Origin of the sequence: Lentzea jiangxiensis (assembly GCF_900104175.1) — a bacterium.
Lineage (GTDB): Bacteria > Actinomycetota > Actinomycetes > Mycobacteriales > Pseudonocardiaceae > Lentzea > Lentzea jiangxiensis.
The window spans coordinates 23,169-46,211 of the sequence record NZ_FNIX01000027.1; the positions used below are offsets into that span (position 1 = coordinate 23,169).

Consider the following 23,043-nt stretch of genomic DNA (forward strand, 5'->3'; position numbering starts at 1 on the left):
TGAGGAACAACAGGTCGAAACCGCCGAGGTGGACCAGCACGCCGCCCAGGAGCGGGCCGGCGGTGTAGCCGATGCCCTTTCAGGCGCCGTAACGGCCGAAAGCCCTGCCGCGCGCCGAATCCGGGGTCAGGCGGGCGACCAGGGCGCCGGCCGCGGGGGAGAACGCCGCCGCGGCCACGCCCTGGCCGAAGCGGGCCACGGCGACGTTGTCGACGAGCACGAACGCGCTGGACCCCACCGCGAACGCGAGCAGGCCGCCGACCAGCACCGGGCGGGACCGGCGCGGTCGGCGAGGGAGCCGAAGACCGGCTTGAGCACGACCTCGGCGCCGTCGTGGACCGCCAGCAGCAGGCCGAGCGCGAGCAGGTTCGTCTGCGGGAAACCCAGCCCGGAGGCGACGCTGTGGGCGCCGAACGCCGTGACGAACCCCGCCGCGCACAGCGGCAGGACGGTTCTCACACGTCGTCCCGGTGGATGCGGCGGTGCAGCGACTCCATCCGTTCGTCGAGCTGTGCCGCGATCATCGCCGTCGACATCAGCTCGCCCACGAAGTCCGCCGGCGGGTTGTCGTCGTACTTGTAGAACAGCTTGTGCTCGAGGGTGGCCCAGAAGTCCATCGCGATGGTGCGCAGCTGCACCTCGACCTTCACGTGCTCGACGCGGTTCGACAGGAACACCGGAATTCGCACGATCAGGTGAAGACTGCGGTAGCCGTTCGGCTTCGGCGAGGCGATGTAGTCCTTGGTGCGCAGGATCTCCACGTCGTGCTGCCGCGCCAGCATCTCCTTGACCCGGTAGACGTCCGAGACGAACGGGCAGATCACCCGCACACCCGCGATGTCGTCGAGCCAGTCGCCGATCGAGTCGAGGTCGAGCGGGAAGCCCTTGCGCCGCAGCTTCTCCAGGATGCCCTCGGGCTTCTTCACCCGGTTGGTGATGTGCTCGATCGGGTCGTGCCGGTGGACCGAGTCGAACTCCTCGCTGAGGATGCGGAGCTTCGTCATGAGCTCCTCGATCGCGAACTTGTGGACGAGCAGGCGCCGCTCGAGGTCGCGCAGCAGGCTCAGGTCGTCGGCCAAGTCGGTCACGACTCCAGCGTACTGATCACGCGCGCCACGCCTCGGAGGCGGTCACGCGCAGCGACACCGGTCACGGCTGCTCGCCCGGGGAGGCCCGGACGGGATCCGCCGACGGGGGGACGCGCTCAGAACTGGGCGACGGCCTCCGGCGCGTAGCCGTAGAAACCGGGAAGGCCACCCGTGTGCAGGAACACGACCGGCACGTCGCTCTGCGACGCGATCTCCCGGAACTTCACCGCCGCCTTGCCGGTGTACACCGGGTCGAGGACCACGCCCTCGGTCTCGGCGAACAGCTTCAGCACGCTCCACATCTCCGGCGTCGGCACGCCGTAACCAGGCCCGATCGTGTCGTCGGTGACGGTGACGCGGGCGAGCTCGGGGGCGGGCTCACCGAGCAGCGCGGCGGCTTCGGCGGCGAGGGCGTGCAGCTCCCGCCCGGCTTCCGCCGCGGGGTGCGAGACGCTCGCGGCGTGGACGGTGCCCGGCCAGCCGAGCAGTTCGATGCCGAGCGCGAGCCCCGCGGCCGTGGCGCCGCTGCCGTCCGGCACGACCACGGTCGCGGTGCCGATGCCGCGCTCGGTGAGCTGGCCGACGAGCTCGGCGGCGGCGTTGACGTAGCCGAGGGCGCCCAGGCCGTTCGAGCCGCCGACGGGGAGTGTGACGGCCTTGTCGTGGTTGACGCTCTCGTAGGCCTTCACGGTCTCGTCGGCGTCGGCGCAGACGTGGACGTTCGCGCCGAACATGTGGTCCAGCACGACGTTGCCGGACTTCTCGTACGCGTCGCCCTTCATCGGCACCTTGGCCGTGAGCACGAGCTCGCACCGCAGGCCGAGCTTCGCGCACGCCGCCGCGGTCTGCCGGCCGTGGTTGGTCTGCAGCGCGCCGAACGTGATGATCGTGTCCGCGCCCTGCTCGACCGCCCGGCCGAGCAGGAACTCGAGCTTGCGCAGCTTGTTGCCGCCCGCGCCGAGGCCGTTGACGTCGTCGCGCTTGATCAGGACCCGGGGCGCGCCGAGGGCGGCCGCGAGCCTGGGGGCCTCGTCGAGCGGGGTCGGCCAGCTGCCCAGGGCGACTCGGGGGAACGCGCTCAGATCCACGGGGCGAGCTTAACCGCCTCCCTCCCGGGAGGGTGCGTTCCGGCGGGAAGCAGCGAGACGACTCCCGTCAGACCTCCCGGCCGAACTCGGCGTACCGCGGGGCACCGCTCTCCAGAGCGGCGAGGGCGAGGGTGAGCCGCCGGTGCAGCGACGGGTGGATCCGCGGCCGGGCCTCGTCCAGCGCCAGGTACACCACGCCTTCCAGTTCCGGATCGCACGCCACGGCGTCGTCCACGACACCGCCGTCGAACACGAACTGGTGGCAGTCGTGCCACACGCCGTTGCGCGGCGTCCAGTCGACGACCAGCAGCGGTCCCAGCGGGAGGGTGAGGCCGAGCTCCTCGCGGATCTCGCGCAGGGCCGCCGCTCTCGGGGACTCGTCGTCCTCGGTCATGCCGCCGGGGATGTCGAGCACGGCCTTGTAACCCGGCACGACGAACAGCACGCGTCCCCGCGAGTCGCGGATCAGGGCGCCACCGGCGGACGTCTTCACGGCACGCCTCGACGCCACTCCCGGCTCGTGCTCGAGTTCGGCCGGACCCTCGTCGAGGACGTCGGCGGCGAAGGTCGCGGGGTCGCCCGCGTGCTGAGCTGACACCCGCCGATGATCACACCACCGGGTGAATCGCGCACAAGTAGGCCCCCGGTCGGCTGAAGGGCGCAACGGCACGGTCGCAACCAAACGATCGGAGAGTACGCTTGGTGGTGTAACTCCTTGCGATCAATCGCCGATGTCCACGGCAACATCGGTGGAGGTGACGCCAATGGGGGCAACCGGTGCCGCCAAGCGCAGACATGACGGTAGATCGGCCCCGTGGCCGGTGGTCGGGTTGACCGTCGTGTTCGTCGTGGTGGCCCAAGTCCAGTTCGCCATCGCGATCGCGGAGAGGGTCCTGTGGCCCGTCGTGCTCGGGGTGGTGCTGCTGGCCGCGGCGGTCGCGTTCGTGAAGGCGGCGCGCAGGCTGCGCTGGGAGGACGACGACCGCTTCGAGGCGCCGCCCGAGGTGGCCCAGCCGCTTCCGGCGCACCACGAGAGCCACGTGGACGCGGACGGGAGCCTGGCCCGCGCGGTCGGCGAAGTCGTGCAGGCGTCACGGCGCTGGCGGGCCTGACACCCTCACAGCAGCGGAGACCGGGCCCTGGGCGGGTCCGGTCATCCGGCTTCCTCCGGGGGCGTCGTGCCGCCTCCGTACCTTCTCCCGCAAATCTCCGTACCGCTCCACGGATGTCCGCACCCCCTTCCCGCGGCTGGAATGGCGAAGTCACATTTCAGATCCGAGGGGGATTCAGATGCGGAAGTTCACCGCTCTGCTCGGCACCGCGTTCGCCGCGACCGCGATGGTCGCCGCCACCGGCCAGGTCGTGCCGGCCCAGGCCGCGCCGGTGTCCGTGCAGGCCGTGACCACGGTGCACGTCAAGGCCGTGAGTGAGATCGACTCGAACGAACCGAAGAGCGCGACCGCGAACTGCCCGGCGGGCATGGTCGTCACCGGGGGCGGGTTCAGCACGGCGACCGGCGTCGGCAACGACGGGTCGGTCGTCATGGACGAGCTGCTCATGGGGGACACCTTCGTGAGCGGCACGGCCTACGAGGACGCCGACGGCACTTCGAAGAACTGGGGTGTCACGGTCTTCGCGGTGTGCGCGAACCCGTTGCCGGGCTACGAGATCAAGCTCGGCCGCAGCGCCGTCATCGGTTCGGAGCACGAGAAGACGGCGGTCGCGACCTGCTCGCCGGGCAAGTCCGTCATGGGGGGCGGCTTCGCGCTGAGCGGCGCCACGGGCGACGTGGTGGTCGACGAGCTGCTGCCGGGCACGAGCACCGTCTCGACGAAGGCGTTCGAGGGCAAGAACGGCACCACGAAGAACTGGTTCCTCGACGCCTACGCGGTCTGCGCGTTCCAGCCGGCCGGCTGGCAGATCGTGAACAAGGCGGGCCCGGTGCACTCGAGCGGCAAGATCACCACGCTGGAGTGCCCGGCGGGCAAGAAGGTGCTCGGTCCCATGTTCGACCTGACCGGATCGCTCGGCCAGGCGCACATGCTGTCCCTGCTGCCGCAGAACGTCCTGCGCGAGGAGGTCTCCATCGGCGCGCTGGAGGACGACGACGGCACCACGAACTCGTGGGGCCTGAACAACTGGCAGATCTGCGCTAACTGAGCGGTTTAGCCCAGAACCCAGCGGAGCCCAGAACCCGGCGGAGCCCAGAGGCCCCAAGGGGTTCTGGGCTCCACTGAGGACTGGTCGGCGGGCGTGAATTCATTCGCTGAGGATCTTCCGGGCTGTCACCATCTCGCGCATGACCCTTGCCGAGGAGCGGGCCCTGAGCGGCTGCCCGACGACGGCTTCCCCCATCGCCGGGCAGCGGTGGCGGAAACCGCAGATCACCTTCGCGCTCGACCGGATGGGCCGGCGCGGGGTCCTGGTCACCGGCGAGCCGGGCGTCGGCAGGACGTGGCTCGCGCGGGTGGTGGCCGCGCTGTCGGGGTTCGAGGTCCGCTGGGTCGTCGCGACGGAGACGAGCCGGTCGATCCCGTTCGGCGCGCTGACGGCGTTGCTGCCGCCCGACCTGACCGAGCTGCACCCGATCACCGTGCTCGCCGCCCTGCGCCGCGGCCTCGGCCCGCGCACGCTGCTCGTCGTCGACGACGCCCACCTGCTCGACGAGGCCTCCGCGACGACGGTGCTGGCGCTCGCCTCCGGCTTCCCGCGGCTGCTCGTCACCGCCCAGCTCACCGGCCCCGTGCCGGACGCGGTGCTCGCGCTCGCCAAGGACGGGTTCCTCGACCTGCTGACCCTGCGGCCGTTCGGCCGCGAGGACGCCGCCGGGGCGTTGGCGCAGGGAATCGGCGGACCGGTCGCCCCCGCCACCGCCGAGCTGCTGTGGCGGTGGAGCCGCGGCAACGCCCGCGCCCTGACCGACCTCGTGCAGCACGGCATGGCGCACGGTTCGTTCGACCAGCTCGACGGCGTGTGGACGTGGCGTGGTGACACCGCCGTCCCGCCCACGGCGGCCCAGCCCGTCAGCGGCCTGTCGGCGGCGGGCGCGGAGGCGTTGTGCGCGCTGGTGCTGGCCGAACCGGTGTCCGTGGACGCGTTGACCCGCGTGGTGTCGCCGGAGGGCTTCGCCGAGGTGGAGGAACGCGGCCTGGTCACCGGAACCGCGGGCACCGTCCGGCTCGCGCACCCCATGCTGGCCGCGGCCGCCGCGCCGCACCTCACGCCGTTGCGCCGACGCAGGCTCGCGGACCGCCTCCTCGCCGCGGACGTGGTCCGCCCTCATCTCCTGCTCGACTCGGCCGTCACCGATCCCGACGTGCTCGTGGCGGCCGCGCGCGCCGTTGTGCTGGAGCGGCCGGAGCTGGCCGTGCAGCTCGCCGAACGCGCGCTGCCCGCCGATCCCGGGCCGCACGCGGCGCTGGTGCTCGCCGACGCCCACGCGGAGCTGGGCGCCGTCGCCGAGGCGTGGCGTGCTCACAGCGTTGCCTCGCAACGCGTTCGCGATGACGAGGACCGGCTGGCCGTGCTGCTCGCGCAGGCCTCGCTGACGATCTGGTGCGACCGCACGCCGTCCAAGGCGGTCGAGCTGCTGGAGGAAGCCCATCTGCCGGTGCGTTTCGCAGCCGACGTGGAATCGGCCGCCGCGGTCGCGGTCCTGTTCTCGGCGCGTCCCGCGGATGCGTTGCGGCGGGCGGAAAGGGTCCTCGCCGCCGATCCGCCGCCGACCGCGTGGGGCAGGGCGACGCTGGTGAGCGTGGCGGCCCTGGTGATGGCCGACCGCCCGCACGAGGCCGCCGAGGCGATGGCACGCCTGACCTCCTCCACCGACGTGTCGCCGTACTACCAGGGGCTGGCGCGTTCCGTGGCGAGCCTGCTCCGGCCGGACTCCGACGCCCCGGACCTCGCCGTGCTGCGCGAGGCGCACCTGGCGCAGACCACCGGCAGGGGAGCGTTCCGGTCCGAGGCCGCGGCCACCCTGGCCGTGACCGAGGCCGCGGCGGGCCTGCCGAGCAGCCACGAGCCGGACGACGTGGCCGTCCTGCCCGCGTTGAGGACGTGGGTGGCCGCCGCCGCTCGCGCCGCCCGCGGTGAACCCTCGTCGGAGCTGTACCTGGCCGCGGCCCGCGAAGCCGCGGACGTCGGTTCGGTGCGGTGCACGGTCTACTACCTCGCCGCCGCGGCCGAGCACGGTGCCGCCGCCGAAGCCGTTCGCGCGCTCGGGGACCGTACGTTCGAGGCGCCGGAGGCCCGTGCCCGCGCTGCCGGGATCCGTGCCCGTGCGTCGCGCTCCGGCCCGGACCTGCTGGCTGCCGCGCGGGCCCACCGGGAGGCCGGGCTGCGCGCCGAGGCGGAGAAGTTCGAGTCGCTGGCCCACGGGCGGACGTTCGGGCTGACCCGGCGGGAGCTCGAGGTGGTGCGGCACGCGGCCACCGGGATGACGGACCGGGCCATCGCCGAGACGCTGGTGCTGTCGGTGCGCACGGTCGAGAGCCACCTCGCCGCCGCCTACCGCAAGCTCGCGATCAGTTCCCGGCAGGACCTGGCGGAGTTGTTCGCGCAGCCGGGGTGAGGGTGGTCTCGCTGCTCAGCTCCGGAACGGGTTCGGCAGGTGCGCCCAGGCCGTCGTGCCGGGGTCGATCCGCATCAGCGTGAGGGGCTTGGCGGGCAACGGGTCGTGCAGCAACGCGTGCCGGTCCGGCGTGTCCGGGAGGGCTTGGGCCACCACGTCCCAGAGCTCGGCGTCCGGGGCGTCGAGGGTACCGATCAACCCGGTCAGCGCCGTGGCGAAGAACGTGGCGAACGTCTTGGCGCGCAACGCCTCCGGACTCGCGTGCAGCCGCGTGGGCAGCCCGGCGCGCGGGCTGACGCGGATGTCGGCCAGGTCGCGGTAGACCACCCGGTGCGGCCTGCCGTTCACGAGGCCGATCAGCAGGTTCTGCTCGTGCGCCTCCAACGCGACACCGCGCGCCAGCAACGTCATCAGCGGCGGCACGGTCAGCTCGGCGAACTCCCTGAACCACCCGACCGGGTCGGGGATTCGCCAAGCGCCCAGCGCGGCCAGGGGCAGGAGGTTCTCGCCGTCGTGCGGGACGGGTCTGTCGCGCAGGACCACCCCGAGCCGGCGATCCGGCTCGCCGTCGGTGAGCACGGCCGCCGACGCCCGGTTGTGCTGCAGCTCGATGCCCTCGACGACCGAGCCGAGGAAGTCGGAGATCGTCGTCGCGGTCGCGATCGAGCCGCCGGAGATGTCCCGCACGGCCGAGGTGATCTGGGCGCTCAGCGTCGTCTTGACGTGCCAGGCGCCGGCCGAGAGCGTGCGCAGCGCCATGAGCGGGCTCGCGTCCAGGGTGCCCGCGCCGGTCACGCCGAGCCGGTCGGCCTGCCACGGGTGCACGGGCAGCAGGATCCGCTCGCCGTCGCGCAGCTCGTCGGGCCAGTCGCCGAACACCACGTGGCTCGCCGCCGGGTGCAGCCGGAGCCGGACGACCGGGCGGTGCTCGGGGCCGTACGCCAGGTGGTCGAGGGCGGTGAAACCGGTGCGGTTGCGGCAGCACGGGTGCAACGGGTGGCCGTCGACGACGCTCTGCTCGTGCTCCTCCAGCGACCTGTCCGCGAACGGGGTCGTGAGCGGGCTCGTCGTGCGCGACAGGGCCAGTCCCGCCACGCTGTGGGCGACCTCCGTGACGAGGCTCTCAGAGCCCGGCCAGCGCAGCGCGGTGAGGAGGTCGACGGGGTGCTCGTACGCGGACGGATCGACGTCGACCTGCGGCAACGGCTCGACGGCCAGGGCTCGGCGCAGGCGCGCGAGCACGGCCGCACGAGCGCCGGGCAACGCCGCGGTGAACCTTTCGGCGCGGCTTTCACCCAGAGCGGCGAGGAACTCGGACTCGACCGGTGTGTGCGTCAGAATGATCCGATCCTGACACATCGCCCGAGGGAAGCGGACACCGGTGGAAGCGATCACGGACCCCGACGGCGTCACGTCGACGGCGCTGCTCAACTGCCTGCGCCGCGAGGTCGGGGAACGGGGTCCGGACGGCACGCTGCGGCTGCCCCGCACCGGCGTCGTGCTGCGGGCGCGGGAGGGGCGCTGGCTGTCGGACCCCGAGGTGTTCACCGGGTCGTGGCAGCCGCTGGCGTGGCACGAGCTCGCCGTGCTCGTCGCCCAGGAGCTCGGCGACCCCCCGGCCGGCTTCTTCGACGAGATCGCGGCGTCGCGGTCGGCCGTCGCCGCCATCCTCGACGCCCGCCCCGCCCCGCCCGCCGACCTCTACCGGCGCTCCGAACAGGCGCTGGTCGCGGGCCACCGCTACCACCCCGCGCCGAAGGACCGCGGCGGCCTGCCCCCGTCGCAGTGGCTGCCGTACTCGCCGGAGGTGCACGCCACCTTCTCCCTGGCCCGCCTGGAGGGCGAGTTCGTCGACGACGGCGAGGTGCCGCTGCCCGCCGGTGTCCTGCCCGCGCACCCGTGGCAGCTCTCGTTGCTGGGCAGGGAGGGCAACGCCGCAGGCCCCGAGGTGTGGCCGACGTCGTCGGTGCGCACGGTCCACGACCCGGTGGCCGACCTGTTCTACAAGTTCAGCTTGGACGTGCGGATCACCAACGACGTGCGGCGGCTGTGGGCGCACGACCTGCGCTGGATCCCGCCGCTCGCGGCGCTGCTCGAGCCGGTGTTCGACGACATCGCCTCGGTGTTCCCGGGAACGGCCTTCCTGGTCGACCGCGGCTACCGGACGTCGCCGCAGGAGTTCGAGGGCCTGGCCGTCGTGGTGCGCGACGGCCTGCGCAGGCACCTGCTGCCCGGCGTCACCCCGTTGCTGGCGGCCGGGATCAGCGAGGGCTTCGAGGGCAACCCGCTGGACGGCCTGGACGCCGGGGCGGCGCTGCACTGGTTCCGCCGGTACGTGTCGGTCGTCGTTCCCCCGGTGCTGCACGCGTTCTTCGCGCACGGCGTCGTGATGGAGTGCCACCTGCAGAACGTCCTGGTGGGCGTCGACGCTTCCGGTGTGCCGGTGCAGGCGATCCACCGCGATCCCGAGGGCATGCGCCTGCTGCCGCGGCACGCCCCGCTGCTGTCCTCGATGGACGGTCCCGGGTCGGCGCGCGGCGTCACCGAGGCGAAGGGCTGGGAGCGGCTGCAGTACTGCCTGGTCGTCAACCACCTCGTCGAGATCGCCGGCGCGGTGCTGGACCGCCACCCCGGACTGGACGTGTGGGCCGAGGCGCGCACCGTGTTCGCCGCCTGTGCGCGGGAGCACGGAGCCGAGCAGGTCTTGTCGTTGCTGGAGAACCGGTTCGTGCCCGCCAAGGCGAACCTTCTGCTGCGCTGGACGCGCGCGGAGGGGGCGGCGAGCCGGTACGTCGACTGCCCGAACCCGCTGCACCGCGACTGACCACCGGCAGCGGCGGCCGCCGGGGTGCGGCCGGTCAGCCCGGGTGGACGTGGTGGGCGCCCTCCCACAGCGCGCGGTGCCGGGTGAGGGCGGCCTCGGCGGCGGCCCGGGCGGCGGGGGACACGCGGTCGTCCCAGCCCTCCAGCACGCCGGCGATCTCCGTGACGAACGTCGTGCCGAGCTCGGTCAGCCTGCCGCTCTCCAGCATCGTGGTCGCGGCGCGGCGGGAGGCCGTGCGCCAGTGGGCGTGTTCGACCTGGGCGTGCTCGTCGTCGTACCGGCGCCAGAAGGAAGCGACGCCGAGGTGGGCGTACGTGCCGTGCAGCAAACCGACCAGCGGGCGCGGGTCGTCGCGCCACGGGGCGTAGAACAGCTCGCCGGGGTGAGCCGCCGTCAGTTCGAACAGGTCGAGCAGCACGGCCAGCTTGGCGTGCTGCAGCTCGTGGGTCAGGGTCAGCGCGGCGGTGCGCGCGTCCGGTGGCAGCGAGAGGTGGACGCACCCGAAGGCGTCCGCGAGCGTCGCGCTCGCCATGCCGCTCGGGGGCGTCGGCATCGGAGACAGCACGGTGATCGCCGCCGCGCACTCCTGCGCCACCTCGGGGTGGTGGCGCACCAGCTCGTCCCACCCGGCGGCCATCACGTCCTGCCAGCGGGGCACGTCCACGTCGGTGTCGAGCTCGAGCCGCAGCGGTCCCAGCGCCAGCCGGGTGGGACGGCGCGGCCGGTGCGGCACGCCCTCCACGCGCAACAGCCCACCCGAGACGGAATACTCCGTGCCGCCGCGGACATGCCCCACGCCGGGCAGGAACAGCTCCTCGCACGGCGCCTCGACGGTGAGGTCGAGGCCCGCCCGCAACCCCACGGCCAACGCGAGACCGGCGAACAGGTCCGGCCGCACGGTGCCCGGTGCCCGGCAGGCCCGGCTGACCACGACGCCGGTCATCGGGTGCGCCAGGACGAGGTCGGCGGTCTCCGGAGCAGCCGCCGACACCTCCTTCAACGCCTGGTACGCCGCCACGACGTCCGGTGCGGCCCGCCGGGCGACCAGCGAGATCATCATCAGGGTCCTGCTGCGCCGCGCCGACGACAGCAGCCGGACCGCCTCCGCGCCACCGCCTCCGCGGGCCAGCGCGCGGAAGAGCTCCCAGGACATGCCGTGTGCCGTCATGAGCGCCCGGCGAGGGCCGCGATGTCGGAGCGCAGTCGCTGCCGGACGTGCTGGATCAGCCGGAACATGTCGGCGCAGTAGATCGTCCTGTTCCCGAACCCCGCACCGGCGCGGTAGCGGTGCGCGGGCAGCCCGCCGCCGCACACCGAGCGGATCTCGCAGTCGTGGCACGGCAGCGGCAGCCCGGCGGGCGCGAGCAGCGCGGCCGCGTCGTCGAACGACGCGCTCGCCACGTGCAGGCCCGTCACCGCCGCGCCGTGGAACGCCGACGCGAGCTGGTCCGGCCCCTCGATGGCGCCGTCGGTCTCCACGACCACCATCGCGGTCGGGGTGGTGCCGATGCCCTCGAGGGCCGAGGTCCCGCCCAGCAGCACGTTCATGATCTCGCTGAACATCCTGACCGACGTCTCCGGCTCCGCGGCGCGGTACCAGCGGTCGAACACGGTGATCAACCAGTCGGCGTAGTCACCGACACCGGGCGGCGGCGACGTCCAGTTCCCGTGCGGCAGGAGGAAGTCGACGACCGGTGGAGCGAACGCGACGAGCGCCTCGTAGGTCGCCACCGGGTCGCTGGCGAGGTCGACCGTGCAGAGCAGGCCGCCGTAGATCGGCCGGAAACGGGGCTGTGACAGCACTTCCAGCCCGCGTGCGACAGCGGCGTGACTGCCCCTGCCGGACCGCCGGGTGCGGTGCCGGTCGTGGTCCGGGGCCGTGCCGTCGAGGCTCACGCCCACCCGGACGTCCAGGTCGAGCAGCACTTGGAGGACCTCTTCGGAGAGCAGCAGTCCGTTGGTCTGCAAGGAAAAGCGCGCGACACCGCCGGTGGCGGCCCGGCACGCCGCGACGAACCCGCGGATCGCCTCGACGCCGGCGAGGAGCGGTTCACCGCCGTGCAGCACGACGTCCACGCGGTCGAGGGAGTGGGTTCGCACGTGTTCGCCGAGGCGGAACGCTGTCCGCTCGAAGGTCTCGGCCGACATCCGCACCGGCCTGTCCCGCCACCGCTGGTCCGCCATCTCGTAGACGTAGCAGTAGTCGCACGCGAGGTTGCAGCGGCTGTGGACCTTCACCACGAACTCCCGCGCGCACGGGGGCGGTGGGTGCTCCATCTGTGCTCCGTCCGGTCGGCTCGGAGATCGTGGCACGCGGACCGCGCACCGGTAAGTCCACCGGTAGGGGGATTCGGGCTCTGCCCACTGCCTGCGCGACTATGATTGCGCGGCACGCGTTCCCGACTGCCGGGCGAGGAGCACGACGTGGCTGACGATCCCGAGCTCAGGTCAGAGCTCGTCGACCTCTCGGGGATCGACTTCGAGCGGCTCGACGCGATGCCGGAGTCGGTGCTGCGGCGGGCGCTGCGGCGCGTGCTCGCCGAGGACCCGTCGACACCGGGGCAGTACGCGGCGTTCCAGAACCGTTTGTGACCATTTATCTTCACCTGTTCAGCAGATCCACCGGAGGTCCCGGGCGAAGTAGCGTGAACCGCCCTTCCTGCCACCACAGGAACTCGCGGGGGAGCCGTGATGAGCACTGTCGTCGCCTTCCTCTCCCCCGGCGTGGGCGCGGGGCAGACCGGCACGCTGGCCAACCTCGCCGTGGTGCTCGCCGGGTCGGGCAGGCGCGTCCTCGTCATCGACTGGGTGCCGGACCTCCCGCGCACGTCCGCGTACCTCAGGCCGCTGCTCGCCGACTACCTGCCGCTGGACGAGGTGCTCGGCTCGCGGCTCGTGGCGGCCCTGGCGGCGAACCTGGGGCAGCTGCCCGACGCGAGCGTCGAGCGGTACGCGCTGTCGGAACCCTCCGGTGTCGTCGACGTGCTCAAGGTCGACGCGCACCCCGCCCCGCAGAACGGGAGCACGGCGGACAGGCTGCGCGAACTGCTGCTGGGCACGGACTACGACGAGATCCTGATCGACGCGCCGACGCCGACGCACCACGACGCCGTCCCGGCCGCGATGGCGGCGTTGTGCGACGTCGTCGTGTTCTGCTTCCCGGTGCGGCCCGGTGTGCCGCAGAAGGCCGCCGAGCTCGGACAGGCGGTGCGGCGGCGGTCACCGCGGCACGTCGACTTCGTCCTCGTGGTCACGGTCCACGGGGAGCAGAGCTTCTACCAGGCCGAACACACACTCGGTCCCATTCGTGCCTCGTTCGCGGACCTGTTGCTGGACCAGCGACGCCGGCTGGTGCCCCGCGGCGCCGTCGCCATCCCGTACGTGGAGTTCTCGTCGTTCCAGCCGCTGCTCACGGTGCTCGTCGAACGGCCGTCACCCGAGTCGCGCCTGCACTCCGCCTACGGCGAGCTGGTGGCGGCCGTGACGGATCAGGCGGTCGTGGCCGTTCCGCGCGTCACGCCGCTGGTCGCCTCACGCCGCCGCCGGTTGTTCGGCCTGGACCAGGGCGTCGAGCCACCTCCGCTGGTGCTGCTGCACGACTCGCGGGGACGGGCCTGGGCGGACTGGATCCGCGGCCAGGTCGAGGTCGCGGGCATGCGCGTCCTGGCGGCGCCGGAGGACGACCAGGAGGTCCTGCAGATCGCGTACGTCGAGACCGACGGCGGTCCGGACCCGCGGGTGCACGCGGCGCTGGACGAGGTTCTGGCCGGAGCGGCCGGCCGCGACGCCGTGGTCGAGGTGACCAGGCTGCTGGTCACGAGCGACTCGGACAGCGAGGCCGAGGACGAGGCGTTCACGTTGTCGCTCGCCGACATCAGCGAGATGCGGGCCCGGCTGCGCCTGCTCAACCGCTTCGGCCTCGTGGGCCCGGACGAGGCGATCGACCTCGGCGGCAGCCGTTACCCCGGCAGCAACACCCGCGTGCGGGTGCTCCCCCCGCGCAACCAGGACTTCGTCGGCCGCGACCGCGAGCTCGAACACCTCCGCGACCGGCTCCGGCCGGGCCAGAGCGCCCAGGTGCAGGTGACCGGGCCACCCGGGATCGGCAAGAGCGAGTTCGCCCGCGAGTTCGCGCACCGCTTCGCGCACGACTACGACCTCGTCCACTGGGTCGCGGCGCACGACCAGGAAGCGTTGTCGGACGACATGGGCAACCTGACCGCGCGGGTGCGCGAGGTGGTCGGCGTGCGCGGCGGCGACGTCCTCGGTGCCCTCGCGGCGGACCCGGCCAACCGGTGGCTCGTCGTCTACGACAACGCCGACGACCCCGCCGTGATCGACAGCATGGCGGGGGCGGTCGGCGCGGGCCACGTCATCGTCACCACCACGCGCCTGCACCCGCTGGCGGGCGAGGAACTGACGCTGACCGAGCTCTCGTCGGGCGAGAGCACGCTGCTGCTGAGCCGGCACGTCCGCGCGCTGTCCGCCGAGGAGGCCCGTTCGGTCGCCGACGCGGTGCGGCACCAGCCGCTCGCGGTCGAGCTGGTCGGGGCGTGGCTCAGCCAGGTGGTGCAGACCGGTGGCGAGACGGCGTGGGCCGTGCGCGAACTGCTGGGCAAGCTCGCCGACGAACCACCGGACCACGAGGCCGCCGTGGACGAGCAGGTCGTCGGGCTGCTCGTGACCACGTTGCGCACCACGGCGCTCGGCAGGGTGACCGTCCTGCTCGCCGAGATGTGCGCCTTCCTGTCCCCGGAGGGCGCCGACATCAGGATGCTGCGCGCGAGCGCGGTCTGGCAGGCGCTGGTCGCCGCGGCGGGCGACGACGCCGCGCTGCTCGAGGGCGGGGCGGACGAGCTGGACCTGGTGCTGTGGATGGGTGCGCGGTACGGGCTGCTCGACGTCGACTGGGGGCGCCGGCCGCTGGTGCGCATGCACCGGGTGGTCCAGGCCGTGCTGCGCGACCTCATGCCGGAGGAGGAACGGGCCGAACGCCGCCGCCAGCTGCTCGCCGCCCTCGCCGCGTACGCACCGTCCGATGTGGACAACGACTACACCTCGGGCGTGCGGCGGTACGCGGAGCTGCAGAAGCACGTCGTGTTCTCGGGAGCGCTGGAGTCGAGCGACGACCGGGTGCGCCGCTGGCTCGTCAGCCAGGTCAGGCACACCTACCACGACGGCAACACCGGGCGGTGGCGCGTGGCCCTGGACGTGGCCGGCCGGCTCATCGAGCGGTGGTCGGCCGAGTTCGGCCAGGACGACGGCCTGCTGCTGCGGCTGCGGGGCCAGGTCGCGAACCTGCACCGGATCCTGGGGGACAACCACTCCGCGCTGGCCCTCGACGACGCCGTGCTCGCCCGCCAGCGCAGGCTGCTGTCCCCGTCGCACCCGCAGGCGCTGATCACCGCCCGCGGCCGTGCCGCCGACCTGCGCGGCCTCGGGCAGTTCGCGGAGGCCGTGCTGGAGGACCAGGTGACCTACACCGGGTTGCGGCGCTCGCTCGGCGAGGACCACCCGCACACCCGCACCGCCGCCAACAACCTCGCCCTGTCCCACTACCTCGCCGGCGAGCCCTCCGCCGCGTTGCGCGTGGAACGCGACAACTACAACCGCCGCATGCGGCTGTTCGGGCCGAACGAGCTGCAGACGTGGTGGTCGATGTGCAGCATCGGCACGTACCTGAGGGAGCTCGGCCGGTTCGAGGACGCCCTGGAGGCACTGCGCTCGGCCCGCGAGCACGTGCTGTCGCTGCGGCCCGAGACCAACCTGCTGGAGCTGCGGATCCGGTGGAACCAGGCCATCACCTACCGGCAGACCGGCAGGGTGTCGGTCGCCGCCGACCGCAACCGGGAAACGCTCGCGGACTACGCGGAATGGCTCGGGCCCGAGCACCCCTGGACGCTGGGCTGCCGGTTGAGCCTCGCGCACGACCTGCGCCGGCTCGGCGTCCTGGAGAGCGCCGCCCGGCACGCCACGGCGTGCCTGGCGGGCTTCACCGGCGACGTCGGCCTGGACGGCCACCACCCGTTCGTCGTGGTGTGCCGCCTGGCGCTCGGGCGCATCCGGCTGGACGAGGGCGACGTCGAGACCGCGGAGGAGCTCCTGCGGGACGGGCGCGACGAGCTCGCCCAACTCGGTCAAGCGCACCCGTGGACGCTGGCGGCCCGGTACCACCAGACGGCGGTGGTGCGGGCGCAGGGCGATCCCGAGCGCGGACGCGCGCTCGTCGCCGAACTGCACGAGGACTGCGTCGAGTACCTCGGCCCGTCCCACCCGTACACCGGGATAACCCGCAGGGACCTGGAGGACGGTGCGCCGCAGCCCCTCGACATCGACGTCCCGCAGACGTGAAGGCGGCACCGTGGCGAACGAGCACCCGATCACCACCCGTGTCGCCGACCACGTCGGCGGCCTGTTCCGGGTGATGATCCGCGAGTGCGGGAGCGCGTTGACCCGTGCTCCCGAACTCGTGCACCTGGCGCACTACAGCCACGGGTTGCACAACTTCTCCGTCGACCGGCTGGGCGGGGAGGAACGGCGGCGCGACGAGTTCGTGGCGCTCGGCCGCACCCTGTCCCTGCGGCACGCCGCTTTCGAACGAGCCGTGCTCGACGTCCGCACCGGGCTGCTGGTCCGGGTGGTCGTGCAGTCGGAGGAGGGTGCGGCGATCTGCGCCTCCGTGCAGCCGGGCGACCTGCTCGTCGGCGTCGTCCTCGCCCCGGTGGACGCGGACGAGCCACCGGGCACGTCCTCCGTGCAGTCCGCGGACATCGCCGTGGCGACGCTCGCCAACCGCTTGCGCGCACATCTGCGGCAGGCGTCGTACAACCCCGGTGGCTGGGAGACGGCCGACGGCAGCGAGCCTCTGATCGGCGCCGCCGTGCACCCGCACCTCCTGGTGCGGGTGCCGGGTGCCCGCGGCGTGAAGCGGGCGGCGGAACTGGTGGACGGAGCGTTGCGGGACAGGGAGCTCCACTTCGTCGCGTACCAGGTGGACGGGCAGATCGCGGTGTCCGGCGACACGTTCGCCGCACCGGAGCTGGACGCGTTCTTCACCCAGATCGCCGTGGACGCGCGACGCCGCTTCTACCTCTCGCTGAGCAGGGAGCTGGCCGCGTCCGCCACGTCGCTGAGCCGCGTCATGACCCCGGTTCCCGGTGGCCGGATGCTGCGCTTCGTCCTCGACGTCGAACAGGGCGCGATCTACTACTACCGGCTGGACGCGGGCCGGTACCTCATCGGTGTCACGCTGGACCAGAGCCGCGTGATGCACGCCGACCTGCACATGGCCGCGCTCATCCGCCAGGTGTGCGCCGATGGCGGATGAGAGACCGCGGTACACGGTGCTGTCCCCGCGCGCGATCACGATCGCGGGCGTGGTCCTGCTGGTGGCCGGCGTGGGGCTCGCGGTGCTGCTGGTCTGGGCGTACGGCGGGGGAACCGACGCCGAGCGCAACAAGCTCGACGCGATCAGGACCGCCGGCACCCTCGTCGTCGGCGCCGGGGGAGCGGGGGCGCTGTGGCTCGCCGCGCGCCGCCAGCGCACCACCGAGATCTCGTTGCGGCAGAAGGAGCACGACCAGTCGCAGATCGACAGGACCCACCGGCTCAACGAGCAGACCGCCGAGAACAACCGCGCCGACGCGGTGGAACGGCTGCTGACCGAGCTGTACGGCAAGGCCGTGGAACAGCTGGGGTCGGACAAGCCCGCGGTGCGCATGGGAGGCATGTTCGCCCTGGAACGCCTGGCGCAGACCATGCCGGAGCAGCGGCAGACCATCGTCAACGTGCTGTGCGCGTACCTGAGGATGCCGCCGGCCGACGACGGAACGGAAACGCAGGTCCGCACCACGGCGCAGGCGATCCTCACCAAGCACCTGCGGCCGGGTGCCGGAGCGTTGTTCTGGGAGGACACGGACCTCGACCTCGGCGGCGCGCGGCTGACGGAGCTGGACCTCAGCGGGTGCGTCGTGCGGCACGCCGTCTTCCGGGGCGGCCACCTGACCGGCAGGACGACGTTCCGGCAGGCCTCGTTCACGGACATCACGTTCGACGAGGCCGTGGTCGCCGACGAGGTGTGGTTCGACGAGCTCGTGGTGGACGGCGAGTCGTCCTGGCAGCGCACGAGGTTCGCCGGCGCGGCCATGTTCGAGGGCGCGGTCCTGCGCGGCAGGGCGCGGTTCGACCGCCTGGAGTGCACGGGCCAGGCGGTGTTCGTCGGCGTCGACTTCGGCGGGGACGTGTCGTTCGACGCGGCGGTCTTCCACCGCGACACCCGGTTCTCCCGTGCGGTCTTCCGGCGGTTGGCGTCGTTCGACGGCGTCGGGTTCGCGCAGCAGGCGAGGTTCACCGGGGCGTGCTTCGCGGGGGAGGTGGTGTTCGACGGGATCCGGTGCGCGGACCTGAGGTTCGACGAGGTCACCGCCCGGATCGACGTGCCGGCCGACGCGACCCGCGCGTGGCCGCCGGGGTTCGAGCTCGGCGGGTCCTGCCCCGTGCCGCAAGGGTGCTCGGGGACGTGGGGCCCGGTCGTCAGCGGAAACCGTGGCGGACGTTGACGCTGAGGTTGTAGAAGGTCCGCACGAGGTCGAGCTTCCTGCCGGCGGCCAGCTCCTCGAGCCGCGCGATCGGGACCTGCTCGGTGATCCGGTCGAACGTGTGGCACAGCTCGTCGAGGCGGTCGTAGGCCCGCTGCGGCACCGGCCCCGACGCGGCCAGCACCTCCGCGGTGTACCAGGCGCTGACGGCGCCGCGGAACTCCAGCACGACCGGGCGCAGCACGATCGCGACCGCGGTCGACTCGAGGCCCTGGCGCAGGAACATCGGCAGCCGCTGACCCGTGGCGCCCTCGGCGAAGTCGCCGGCGAGCGCGGCGTCGACGTCGAGCACCTCGGTCAGCCGGTCCAGCGCCCTGGTGAACTCCTTCTCCACCAGCGGGGGCAGCCGCACCGGCCGTTCGCCACCCCCGGCCAGGCCGCCGTCGCGCAGGGTCCGCAGGTCGCCCGCGATGTCGTCGAGCTGCGCCTGCAGCGCGTCCAGTCGTCCGTCCGAAATGGACCTTACCTCGTCGAGCTGGGCGGCGACCCGTTCGATGAAGCCGTGGATGCCCGCCTGCTGCCGGGTGAGCTGCTCCATCGCCTGCTGCAGCAGCGTCATCGGGTCGTGCCCGGAACCCGCGCGCACCTCGTTCTCGATGGCGCGCAGCAACGCCGTCATGTGATCGGCGTAGGAGAGCCGTTCGTAGACCAGGGGAGGACGGCTCAGCACACCGGCGAGCCGGTCCTCCGGCTCCGCGGCCAGCACGCCGTTCACGACCAGCAGCACCCGGCAGTTCAGCACGATCTTGCGCAGCGCCAGCACCTGCGCGGTCAGCCGTTCCGCGTCCCGGGTGTCGAGCACCGAGTCCGTCAGCACGATCGCGCAGCCGGCCGTGCCCTCCGCGAACGTGACCCAGAAGTCGACGCGGGTGTCCACGCCCTGGCCGAGGAAGTGGTGCCGCAGGTGGCTGAAGTTCTCGGCGTCGAGCAGCCGCGTCGTCGCCGCCTCCACGTCGTCGAAACTGGACAGCCCGACGTCGCGGGCGACCTCCCGGACGAGGTCGTGGGTGATCGGCGTGCCGTCGGCCGCCCAGCGGCGGTAGAGGTGGTGGCAGAGCCTGATCACCGTGCGCGGCGTGCCGTTCGCGAGCGAGACGAGGTAGTCGACGACGTCGGTGCTGAACGGCTCCAGCCCCGCACCGCCCTGCGCGGTCTCGATGTACTGGCGCACGTGGCCGGCGCCGAAGCGGGACATGCCGATCTCGTGGGTGATCCGCTGGCGGACGTCCCTGCGCAGCACCGTGGTGAGCTCCGGCAACCCGGTCAGCACCAGGAACGCGCCCGCCGAGTCGAACTGCTGCAGCAACGTCTGGAACGCGCTCATGCCGACGTCGTCGGGCCCGCCGGCCACGGTCTTGTGCAGCTCGTCGATCACCAGCAGGAACCGCCGGTCGCCGTGCGCGTGGAGCCGCACGAACGCCCCCATCACCGCCAGCGCGGCGTCGTCGGTGGTCAGCGGCACCTCGATGCCGCGGTCCACCAGCACCTGCTGCGGCGCGCCGCCCCGCAGCCAGCCCCAGACGAAGTCCTTGAGCTCCTCGCGCAGCAGCAGGGTCAGCGCCGTGCTGAACGCCTGGTGCCGCGTGATCTCCAGCAGCCTCGTCTTCAGCCGCCCCAGCAGGCTCGACGACTGCAGCTGCATCTTCTCGACCACCACCTGCGGGTCGAGGGCGCCGTCGCGCAACCACTGGACGGTCTGCGGCGAGGCCCCGGTCGAGTGCAGGTGGTCCGCGACGATCCCCGCGTACACCTCCGTGAGCCGTGCGAACACCTTCTCGTCCGCCTGCGCCTCCACGAACCGCCGGTACAGGCCGGTGAACCTGTTGCGGGGCTCCGCGATCGCGTTCGGCGTGGCCTCGACGTAGATCTGCTCGCACCGGCCGTGCGCGTGCTTGAGCAGCTCGCCCGCCAGGTGGGTCTTGCCGGTGCCGTAGTCGCCGACGACCGCGATGACGTTGCCCGTGCTCGGTGCGGCGATGTAGTCGTCCAGGTACGCCTTGGCCGCGCGGATGGGGTCCGTCTCGACACCGGGGCTCGTCGTGTCCGGTATCTGCGTGACCGCCATGGCGTTGAACGGGTTCACGGTCATCAGCGGATCCTGAGGTCGTCGAGGAACTTCTCGTAGAACAGCCGGGTGATGTCCTCGTAGGTGACCCAGTCGCTGTCGGTGTACCCGCTGTCCTGCCTGCCCCGCTCTTCGTACACCTCGGAGAGGATCCGCTGGAGCTGCGCGATCGACCGCAACGGCCCGGCCGCCCGGTCCATCGTCTCGACGCTGATCCGAGGGTAGCGCCCGCGCCGCCGGTTGCGGTCGAGCCGGTCCTCGATGAACCGCCGGACGTCACCGGGGTTGAGCGGCCCGACCGACAGCAGGACCGGCGGCTCCGGCGACGACTCCCGCACCCGCGAGATCTGCGCGCGGTCGAAGTACGACGACTCGGCGAAGAACAGCAACCTCCTGCGCGCCAGCGCCGCGTAGGCGACGACCTCCCGCACCACCTCCGCCGGCGGCAGCAGCACGATCAGCACCACGTCGTCGGGCAGCGCGTTGCCGAGCCCGGCGTACAACCGGCTCGGCGGCAACCCGCGGACCCCTTCGTGCACCGCGGGCGGCAGCACCCCGTTGTGCGCCAGCTCGTCCACGAGCCGTTCGGCGACGAGCCCCATGCGCTCCTCGACCGACTGCTGCGACCCGTCCCTGGTGAGGTCCACGATCTCCCCGCGCACCCCGTGCCCGGCCAGCTGGTCGCGCGTCCAGTGCGCGCACCGGTTGATCAGAGCGGTCTTGCCGCACCCGGACTCGCCGGTGACGAGCACCAGCCGCCCGTCCTCGCGCAGGTTCTCCACCGCGGTCATCCGCCGCGTGTACTTCTGGAACGCCGCGAGCGTGTGGTTGACGTCGACGTACAGCTTGTCGTGCGCCTGGTGCCGCCACGGGCACAACGGCCGCAGCGGAGATTCCTCCCAACCTGGAACGAGGAACGGGTTGACCACGGGAGGTTCTCCGCTCTCCTGCAGCATCGCCCGCGCTCACCACCCCGTGTCGCCCGCGCTCCCACTCCCCGTCGTTGGGGGCGCTGGAGTATTACCACGACCAGCGGCCCGCGGTAGACCGCCGATCGGGGCGCGCAGCGGGTGAAGATCGGCCACTCCGAACGCTGGTGATCGTCCACAGTGGCCGGTCGAGGTGCGGCCGGTCCGTTCAGCCGGAGCTCGTGCGCGCGGCCACCCAGCCCTCGATGCCGTCGAGGAACCGGTCCACGCCGAAGCTCAGCTCGAACGGCAGCCCGTCCCCGTCCGGGCTTTGCTGATCGCCGGTTTCGGCGGCGTGCACCGCCGTCAGCGCCGGGTATTCCTCCTCGTCGAGGAACTCGGTGACGGCGTGCGTGAGACCGGCGTGCGGGAGTCCGTCCGCACGTTTGCGCTCGCTGCTCGTGCTGAGGCTGATCTGCGCCGTGCCGCGCACGACGGCGGTGAGGTGCAGGGCCGCGCTCCTGGCCTCGCCGCCCACCAGCCCGGCCGCCAGCAGCGGGCGGAGCAGGCGGTCGAGCCACGCGAGCTGGTTGGGGCCCGCGGGCGCGTGGTCGAGCGGGACGCGCAGCAGCCAGGGGCGGCTCCGGAGACCGGCCCACAGCGCGCCGGCCCAGAGCCGGACCGCCTGCCGGAAGTCCTCGGCGCCGGCGAGGTCGGGAGGCGGGCCCGCCGCGACGTCGGCGGCCACCTCCAGCAGCAGGTCCTTGCCGGGAACGTGGTTGTAGAGCGACATCGTGGAAAAGCCGAGCTCGGTGGCCACCCGCTGCATCGACAGCGCCTCCAGCCCGTCGGCGTCCGCGACCCGCACGGCGGCCTGCGCGATCTGCTCGACGCTGAGCTTGGGCCGGGGTCCCCGGCTGCCCCTGCGCCGTCCCGCCCACAGCAGCGCGAGGCTCCGTTGCAGGTCGGGGTCCTTCTCTTGCCGTGCCGTCATCCGCCATCCCGTTCGTCAGCTGGATGCCATCATAAAACTACGTACAACATACGTTTTTATGTATGGTGTACGTAGTTTCTTTCCGACGAACGGACTTCCATGACCTCGACTGCTCCGCCCCGCCAGAAGACCTGGTGGCGCCGCCCCTGGATCGCGCCGCTGATGATGGTGGTCGCGGCGTTCCTGGCGTTCTCCGTGCCGCCCTACCTGACCCTCGACCCGGCCCACTCGCGGCTGGAACCGCCGCCGGGCAACGACCTCTACTACCCGCTGCTGGTCGCGCACGTCCTCTGCGGCACCGTCGCCATGGCGACCGCCTGCTTCCAGGTCTGGCCGGCGTTCCGCGCACGCCACCGGACCGGGCACCGCATCACCGGCCGCGTCTACGTCTACGCCGGCGCGTTGCCGGCGGGCGTGCTCGGCCTCTACATCGGCTGGCACACGACGGCGGGCCCGTCGGTGCTGGTGGCCAACCTCGTGGGATCGGCGCTGTGGGTGGTGACCACGGCCACCGGGCTCTGGATGGCCCGCAGGCGCCGCTACGACGAGCACCGCAGGTGGATGTCGCGCAGCTTCGCGCTCGCCATGTCGATCGCGCTGAGCCGGGTCATCAACGTCCCGGCCATGATCGTGCTCACGCCTCAGGTGGACACGGCGTTCGGCGGCAACGAGGTGTTGATGCGCAACACCGCGACGAGCATCGGCGTCTGGCTCAGCCCTCTGCTCCTGCTGCTGCTCACGGACTGGATCCTGGAGCGCCGCAAGGCGGGTGCCCGCCGGGCGGTGCCGCCCCGTGGTGCGGTGGCGGGGGTGCCCGTGGCGACCGGCTGACCCGCGTCACCGGGAGGCAACCGCCGGTGGCGGGCGAGCGGGATCTCGCCCGCCCGCCTTCCACCGCGGGTGTCCACT

General features: G+C 72.5%; 19 protein-coding genes. 9 read left to right on the forward strand and 10 right to left on the reverse strand.

Features of this window, described 5'->3' with window-relative positions:
- Positions 1-79: 79 nt before the first annotated feature.
- The 4 genes from BLQ91_RS43680 to BLQ91_RS36720 all read right to left on the reverse strand — a co-directional run bounded on the left by BLQ91_RS43680 (position 80) and on the right by BLQ91_RS36720 (position 2,774).
- On the reverse strand, positions 80-268 hold the full coding sequence (locus BLQ91_RS43680) for an MFS transporter (RefSeq protein ID WP_342670693.1): 189 nt from the start codon (positions 266-268) through the stop codon (positions 80-82).
- 187 nt (positions 269-455) lie between these two features.
- Positions 456-1,088, reverse strand: coding sequence for a GTP pyrophosphokinase (locus BLQ91_RS36710; RefSeq protein ID WP_245734207.1), 633 nt, complete (start codon positions 1,086-1,088; stop codon positions 456-458).
- Between the two features lie 116 nt (positions 1,089-1,204).
- Positions 1,205-2,176, reverse strand: coding sequence for a D-cysteine desulfhydrase family protein (locus tag BLQ91_RS36715; protein WP_090104708.1), 972 nt, complete (start codon positions 2,174-2,176; stop codon positions 1,205-1,207).
- Between the two features lie 67 nt (positions 2,177-2,243).
- Positions 2,244-2,774 carry an NUDIX domain-containing protein gene (locus BLQ91_RS36720; RefSeq protein WP_090104710.1) on the reverse strand — a complete coding sequence of 177 codons (531 nt, stop codon included), beginning with the start codon at positions 2,772-2,774 and terminating at the stop codon, positions 2,244-2,246.
- A 166-nt stretch (positions 2,775-2,940) separates the two neighbouring features.
- On the opposite strand from BLQ91_RS36720, the gene BLQ91_RS36725 reads away from it, so the two are divergent.
- The 3 genes from BLQ91_RS36725 (at position 2,941) to BLQ91_RS36735 (ending at position 6,746) form a co-directional block, all read left to right on the forward strand.
- On the forward strand, positions 2,941-3,288 hold the full coding sequence (locus tag BLQ91_RS36725; protein ID WP_143023009.1) for a hypothetical protein: 348 nt from the start codon (positions 2,941-2,943) through the stop codon (positions 3,286-3,288).
- Positions 3,289-3,466: 178 nt separating this feature from the next.
- Positions 3,467-4,336, forward strand: a complete 870-nt coding sequence (locus BLQ91_RS36730; RefSeq protein ID WP_090104713.1) for a lamin tail domain-containing protein — start codon at positions 3,467-3,469, stop codon at positions 4,334-4,336.
- A gap of 139 nt (positions 4,337-4,475) precedes the next feature.
- Positions 4,476-6,746 (forward strand): LuxR C-terminal-related transcriptional regulator, encoded by a 2,271-nt coding sequence (locus tag BLQ91_RS36735; protein ID WP_090104716.1) that lies wholly within the window; start codon positions 4,476-4,478, stop codon positions 6,744-6,746.
- Positions 6,747-6,761: 15 nt separating this feature from the next.
- On the opposite strand, the gene BLQ91_RS36740 is transcribed toward BLQ91_RS36735, so the two are convergent.
- Positions 6,762-8,105: an IucA/IucC family protein gene (locus tag BLQ91_RS36740; RefSeq protein ID WP_143023010.1), complete on the reverse strand. Its 1,344-nt coding sequence runs from the start codon at positions 8,103-8,105 to the stop codon at positions 6,762-6,764.
- Positions 8,106-8,127: 22 nt separating this feature from the next.
- On the opposite strand from BLQ91_RS36740, the gene BLQ91_RS36745 reads away from it, so the two are divergent.
- On the forward strand, positions 8,128-9,570 hold the full coding sequence (locus BLQ91_RS36745; RefSeq protein WP_218130552.1) for an IucA/IucC family C-terminal-domain containing protein: 1,443 nt from the start codon (positions 8,128-8,130) through the stop codon (positions 9,568-9,570).
- Positions 9,571-9,604: 34 nt separating this feature from the next.
- On the opposite strand, the gene BLQ91_RS36750 is transcribed toward BLQ91_RS36745, so the two are convergent.
- Together BLQ91_RS36750 and BLQ91_RS36755 are read right to left on the reverse strand one after the other, a co-directional pair.
- Positions 9,605-10,723: an aKG-HExxH-type peptide beta-hydroxylase gene (locus BLQ91_RS36750; RefSeq protein ID WP_176960158.1), complete on the reverse strand. Its 1,119-nt coding sequence runs from the start codon at positions 10,721-10,723 to the stop codon at positions 9,605-9,607.
- 11 nt (positions 10,724-10,734) lie between these two features.
- Positions 10,735-11,847 carry an FxsB family cyclophane-forming radical SAM/SPASM peptide maturase gene (locus tag BLQ91_RS36755; protein WP_090104722.1) on the reverse strand — a complete coding sequence of 371 codons (1,113 nt, stop codon included), beginning with the start codon at positions 11,845-11,847 and terminating at the stop codon, positions 10,735-10,737.
- Positions 11,848-11,994: 147 nt separating this feature from the next.
- On the opposite strand from BLQ91_RS36755, the gene fxsA reads away from it, so the two are divergent.
- From fxsA to BLQ91_RS36775, 4 genes are all read left to right on the forward strand, one after another.
- Entirely contained in the window at positions 11,995-12,162 is a 168-nt protein-coding gene (fxsA, locus tag BLQ91_RS36760; protein ID WP_090104724.1) for an FxSxx-COOH cyclophane-containing RiPP peptide, read from the forward strand.
- Positions 12,163-12,261: 99 nt separating this feature from the next.
- On the forward strand, positions 12,262-15,921 hold the full coding sequence (fxsT, locus tag BLQ91_RS36765) for an FxSxx-COOH system tetratricopeptide repeat protein (RefSeq protein ID WP_143023011.1): 3,660 nt from the start codon (positions 12,262-12,264) through the stop codon (positions 15,919-15,921).
- 10 nt (positions 15,922-15,931) lie between these two features.
- Positions 15,932-16,897: a hypothetical protein gene (locus BLQ91_RS36770; RefSeq protein ID WP_090104728.1), complete on the forward strand. Its 966-nt coding sequence runs from the start codon at positions 15,932-15,934 to the stop codon at positions 16,895-16,897.
- Positions 16,887-18,128, forward strand: coding sequence for a pentapeptide repeat-containing protein (locus BLQ91_RS36775; protein WP_143023012.1), 1,242 nt, complete (start codon positions 16,887-16,889; stop codon positions 18,126-18,128). Before BLQ91_RS36770 ends, BLQ91_RS36775 begins: the two co-directional genes overlap by 11 nt.
- Here BLQ91_RS36775 and BLQ91_RS36780 read toward each other — a convergent pair.
- From BLQ91_RS36780 to BLQ91_RS36790, 3 genes are all read right to left on the reverse strand, one after another.
- Positions 18,103-20,256: an AAA family ATPase gene (locus BLQ91_RS36780; RefSeq protein WP_090104732.1), complete on the reverse strand. Its 2,154-nt coding sequence runs from the start codon at positions 20,254-20,256 to the stop codon at positions 18,103-18,105. The two genes, BLQ91_RS36775 and BLQ91_RS36780, sit on opposite strands and share 26 nt — an antisense overlap.
- Positions 20,256-21,188, reverse strand: coding sequence for a P-loop NTPase family protein (locus BLQ91_RS36785; RefSeq protein ID WP_090104734.1), 933 nt, complete (start codon positions 21,186-21,188; stop codon positions 20,256-20,258). Before BLQ91_RS36785 ends, BLQ91_RS36780 begins: the two co-directional genes overlap by 1 nt.
- A 181-nt stretch (positions 21,189-21,369) precedes the next feature.
- A complete protein-coding gene (locus BLQ91_RS36790) occupies positions 21,370-22,134 on the reverse strand; it encodes a TetR/AcrR family transcriptional regulator (RefSeq protein ID WP_090104737.1) in 765 nt (254 codons plus the stop codon).
- Between the two features lie 99 nt (positions 22,135-22,233).
- Here BLQ91_RS36790 and BLQ91_RS36795 point away from each other — a divergent pair, with 99 nt between their 5' ends.
- The gene (locus BLQ91_RS36795; protein ID WP_245734209.1) at positions 22,234-22,965 is read left to right on the forward strand and encodes a DUF2306 domain-containing protein; all 732 of its coding nucleotides are present in this window, start codon (positions 22,234-22,236) and stop codon (positions 22,963-22,965) included.
- Positions 22,966-23,043 lie beyond the last annotated feature (78 nt).